The 2997-nt window shown below is 63.2% G+C and carries 3 protein-coding genes; all 3 read left to right on the top strand.

The genetic code is table 11. The features are described from left to right. Positions 1-424: tyrosine-type recombinase/integrase (locus ACEW8G_RS03205; protein ID WP_373487002.1), on the top strand; the 424-nt coding region annotated here is incomplete at its 5' end. A gap of 12 nt (positions 425-436) precedes the next feature. Further along, positions 437-1384 carry an acetyl-CoA carboxylase carboxyltransferase subunit alpha gene (locus tag ACEW8G_RS03200; protein WP_373487001.1) on the top strand — a complete coding sequence of 316 codons (948 nt, stop codon included), beginning with the start codon at positions 437-439 and terminating at the stop codon, positions 1382-1384. Positions 1385-1504: 120 nt separating this feature from the next. Further along, a complete protein-coding gene (locus ACEW8G_RS03195) occupies positions 1505-2995 on the top strand; it encodes a M48 family metalloprotease (protein ID WP_373487000.1) in 1491 nt (496 codons plus the stop codon). Positions 2996-2997 lie beyond the last annotated feature (2 nt).

Below are 2997 nucleotides of genomic sequence, written 5' to 3'. Positions count from 1 at the left end.
CGGGCGGCCATTGCTGGCAATCACCGGCAAGGGCGGCAGGCAGCGGATGTTGCCGATATCGGGTCGCGCGCGCGAGGCGCTAACGCGCTGGACCGCGATCATCGGCCCCGATCAGCGCTGGCTGTTCCCATCACGCACCGGCCACATCAGCCGCATTCGCCTGTATCAGCTGATCAAGGCGTTCGCCGCCGATGCGGGGATCAATCCCGCCCGGGTGAGCCCGCATGTGCTGCGCCACGCCTTTGCCACGCATCTGCTGGAAGGCGGCGCAGACCTGCGCACGTTGCAGACGTTTCTGGGCCATGCAGACATCGCAACGACACAAATTTACACGCATGTCGACAGCCGCCGCCTGGTCGAGCTGGTCAACAAGCGCCATCCGCTGGCGCAGATGAACCTTGCCCAGCGGCACCGGGCCGACTAACGCTTCGGGTCTATGATGACCTATCTCGACTTTGAAAAGCCGATTGCCGCACTTGAAGCGCGCATCGGCGAATTGCGCGACACTGCGGATGATGGCGAGATCGATATCGCCAGCGAGATCGAACGGCTCGCCGCCAAATCGCGCAAGCTGCTCGCGTCCACTTATGCGGGCCTTACCCCGTGGCAGAAGACACAGGTCGCGCGACACCCGTCGCGCCCGCATTTCAAGCACTATGTCGCGGGCATGTTCGATGAGTTCATGCCGCTGAGCGGTGATCGTGCGTTCGGCGATGACAAGGCGATCATGGGCGGCTTTGCCCGCATGGGCGACCAGCGGCTGATGGTTATCGGCCATGAAAAGGGCGATGATACCGAAAGCCGCATCCGCCACAATTTCGGCATGGGCAAGCCTGAGGGCTATCGCAAGGCGATCCGGCTGATGGATATCGCCGACCGTTTTGGCCTGCCGGTGGTGACGCTTGTGGATACCTCGGGCGCGTTTCCCGGCGTGCAGGCCGAAGAGCGTGGTCAGGCCGAGGCGATTGCGCGTTCGACCGAACGCTGCCTGACATTGGGTGTGCCGATGGTCGCGGCAATCGTCGGCGAGGGCGGATCGGGCGGCGCGGTTGCGCTGGCGGCGGCGGAGCGGGTGCTGATGTTCGAGCACGCGGTCTACTCGGTCATCTCGCCCGAAGGCTGCGCCTCGATCCTGTGGCGCACCGCCGACCGCGCGGCAGACGCGGCAGAGGCGATGCAGGTGACCGCGAGCGACCTTAAGCGCCTCAATGTGATTGACCGGATCGTCAAGGAGCCGATGGGCGGCGCGCATCGCGACCACGGCCAGGCGATTGGCGAGCTGGGCAAGGCCTTGCGCGAAGAAATCGACGCGCTGTCCGGCAAGACCGCAGACGAACTGCGCGCCGCGCGCGAAGCCCGCTTCCTGGCGATTGGCGCGCTCTGACCGATGCAACCGTATGCCGGGGTTTGCGTTATCGCATTATTGCGATTTGATTGAAGCGACGGTTCAAGACATCATGAACAACAACGGCGCTCAGTGCAGATACAAAACAGGAGGATAGCCATGGCATTGCGATTCAAAAAGATTCTGCTGGTGCCGGCGGGCGCGGTCGGCTTGTTGGCGCTGGTGCAGGGCTCCGCACTGATGAGCCCGCCCGCCGAGGCGCTGGCGGCGCAGGCGCAATCGATCACCGCTGCGGAAAAGAGGCAGGGCTCAGAGGTGCATCCCAAGCTGCTTGAACAGTTTGGCGGTGCCTATCAGGTGCCGCAGACCGCCTATGTGGTGCAGATCGGCAAGGGCATCGCGGTGCAGTCAGGCCTTGGCAACGCGCGCGACGACTTTACCGTCACCTTGCTCAATTCACCGGTGAACAACGCATTCGCAATCCCCGGCGGCTATATCTATGTCACGCGCCAGCTGCTTGCGCTGATGAATGATGAGGCCGAGCTGGCCGGGGTCTTGGGCCATGAGGTCGGCCATGTCGCCGCGCGCCATTCGGAAAAGCGCCAGAAGGCATCGCAGCGCAACAGCATCATCGGCTTGCTTGGCCAGATCGGTGCCTCTGTATTGCTGGGTGACGGCACCGCAGGCCAGCTTGGCCAGCAGGTGTTCGGCACTGGCACACAGCTGCTCACGCTCAAATATTCGCGCAAACAGGAAGAGGAGGCCGATGACCTGGGGCTTCGCTACCTCAGCAGCGGCGGTTATGATCCGCAGGCGCTGTCGTCGATGCTGGCTTCGCTCGCAGCGCAGCAGGCGATCGATGCGCGCGCACAAGGCGGGGCAGCGCGCTCTGTCCCTGAGTGGGCGAGCACCCACCCGGACCCCGCGCGCCGCGTCAGCCGTGCTGCGACCAACGCGCGCAGCTTTGGTGGCAATCAGCGCAACCGCGATGCATTCCTCACCCGGATCGATGGACTGCTTTATGGTGATGATCCAAAGCAGGGCGTGATCCAGGGGCGCGACTTCCTGCATCCTGATCTTGGATTGAAGTTTTCGGTGCCGCAGGGGTTTGCCATGCAAAACGGCACCAGCGCAGTATCGGTTACCGGTCAGTCAGCACAGGCACAGTTCACCAGCGCTGCCTTTTCGGGCGACCTGACGCGTTATGTCGAACAGGCGTTTGCGGCCGTCGGCGGCAACAATCAGCGGCTGAACTACGGCCAGATCCAGCGTATCACGGTCAACGGGCTGCCCGCCGCTTACGGCACCGCGCGGGTCACCAGCAACCGTCAGCAGCTTGACGTGACTATTTTCGCCTACAGCTTTGCCAACAACAAAGCCTATCATTTCGTCGGCATCACACCTGCCGGACGATCAAACCTGTTCACGCCGATGTATCAGAGTGTGCAGAGGCTGGCGGGGGCCGAGGCGGCAAATATCCGTCCTCGTAGGGTGCGCGTGGTCACCGTGGCGCGCGGCGATACAGCGCAATCGCTGGCCAGCCGCATGGCCTATACCGATCTTCAGCTGGACCGTTTCCTCGCGCTCAACGGGTTGCGGCAGGGTGCGGTGCTGACGGCAGGGCAGAAGGTCAAATTGATCACCTATTGAAC

This window comes from Blastomonas sp. (assembly GCF_041747255.1).
In the GTDB taxonomy this organism is placed as follows: Bacteria; Pseudomonadota; Alphaproteobacteria; order Sphingomonadales; family Sphingomonadaceae; genus Blastomonas.
Note: the sequence above shows the minus strand (reverse complement) of the source record. Positions and strands in the feature narration are given on the sequence as shown.